The sequence below is a fragment of the Deinococcus yavapaiensis KR-236 genome, assembly GCF_003217515.1.
GTDB lineage: Bacteria > Deinococcota > Deinococci > Deinococcales > Deinococcaceae > Deinococcus_A > Deinococcus_A yavapaiensis.
Genome location: NZ_QJSX01000039.1, coordinates 1 through 2,009 on the forward strand (window position 1 = coordinate 1; position 2,009 = coordinate 2,009).

Here is a 2,009-nt window from a genome sequence, read left to right on the forward strand (position 1 = left end):
AACGTCACGGCCTCCGACCCGCAAAATCTGGCGTTGACGTACAGCCTCGCTCAAGGCAGCACGCTCCCCGCTGGCTTGTCCTTGAATAGCAGTACCGGCGTCGTGAGTGGCACGCCAAGCACGGCAGGAACGACGAGCGTGACCTTCCAAGTCACCAACAGCGGTGGCGGCACCGCATCGAAGACGATCACGATCACCGTGAACTCGACGAGTGGCTTGCTTGACACGACGTTCGGCACGGGCGGCAAGATCACCACGCCCATCGGGACGTTGGATGACATCGCCAGCGCGTTGGTGGTGCAGTCGGATGGGAAGCTCGTCGCCGCCGGGTACACCTACAACGGCTACAACGGCACGACCACCGACGTCGCGTTGGTGCGGTACAACAGCAACGGCACCCTCGACACCACCTTCGGCACGAACGGCAAGGTCACCACGCCCATCGGAACGTCGAATGACATCGCCAGCGCGTTGGTGGTGCAGTCGGATGGGAAGCTCGTCGCCGCCGGGTACACCTACAACGGTTCGAACTACGATTTCGCGTTGGTACGGTACAACAGCAACGGCACGCTCGACACCACCTTCGGCTCGGGCGGCAAGGTCACCACGCCCATCGGAACGTCGAATGACTTTGCCTACGCGTTGGTGGTGCAGTCGGACGGGAAGCTCGTCGCCGCTGGGTATACCCTCAACGGCACGAACTACGATTTCGCGTTGGTGCGGTACAACAGCAACGGCACCCTCGACACCACCTTCGGCTCGAACGGCAAGGTCATCACGCCCGTCGGAACGTCGGATGACTATGCGTCGGATGACTATGCCCGCGCGTTGGTGATGCAATCCGACGGGAAGCTCGTCGCCGCTGGGTACGCCGTCAACGGCTCAAGCTGGGACGTCGCGTTGGTGCGGTACAACAGCAACGGCACGCTCGACACCACCTTCGGCTCGAACGGCAAGGTCATCACGCCCATCGGGACGTCGGATGACATCGCCAGCGCGTTGGTGGTGCAGTCGGATGGGAAGCTCGTCGCCGCCGGGTACACCTACAACGGCACGACCTATGACTTTGCGTTGGTGCGGTACAACAGCAACGGCACGCTCGACACCACCTTCGGCTCGGGCGGCAAGATCACCACGCCCATCGGGACGTCGGATGACATCGCCAGCGCGTTGGTGGTGCAGTCGGATGGGAAGCTCGTCGCCGCCGGGTACGCCAACGACTCGAACACCGACGTCGCGTTGGTGCGGTACAACAGCAACGGCACGCTCGACACCACCTTCGGCTCGGGCGGCAAGATCACCACGCCCATCGGGACGTCGGGTGGCATCGCCAACGCGTTGGTGGTGCAGTCGGATGGGAAGCTCGTCGCCGCTGGGTACGCCGTCAACGGCTGGACCTATGACTTCGCCTTGGTGCGGTACCTGCCGTAGGAGAGGCCCATGAATATGACCAAGAACGTTTCCCTGCTGGCCGTAGCACTCCTCGTCGGCTGCGCTACGCCACCTCAACCTCCCACCGGTCCTCGCGTGCTGGGCTTGGTGGAAGTCACGGCCGGGCAGGACGCCGCCGTGCAGTGGGTGCGACCCGACGCGGACACCCTGCGCGCCCTCGACCTCACCAGCATCCCCGCCGGTCTCGACGTGCAAGTCGTCCCCACCACCACCCCCTACTTCGACGCAGGCGGCACCCGCTACCTGTACTCGCACCTCAAAGTGCGAAACGGCAAAGGCAGCACCCTCAACAGCGAACTCAAAAACATCACTTTCCTCGCCCTCGACAACGCCAGCACCATCAGCGACACCGCCATCGTCTCCATGCGCAACGCCGCAGGAGCGGCCATCACCAGCGTGGACGTCGCGCGCAGCCTGCGACCCACGCACCGCATGCAAGGAGCGAGTGCGGTCGAACCGCTCGGCGCGGACTTGCAACTGTTCAGCGAAAGCGAAGTGAGTGCCTTCGCCAACAGCTTCCCGTGGGGCTTCGGGGTGCGGCACTGCTTGGACGTGAA

2 protein-coding genes are annotated in these 2,009 nt (G+C 63.9%); both read left to right on the plus strand.

Features of this window, described 5'->3' with window-relative positions:
- A partial coding sequence (locus DES52_RS22370) for a putative Ig domain-containing protein (RefSeq protein WP_211317990.1) occupies positions 1–1,431 on the plus strand: 1,431 nt, incomplete at its 5' end.
- 9 nt (positions 1,432–1,440) lie between these two features.
- A partial coding sequence (locus DES52_RS22375) for a hypothetical protein (RefSeq protein WP_146237433.1) occupies positions 1,441–2,009 on the plus strand: 569 nt, incomplete at its 3' end.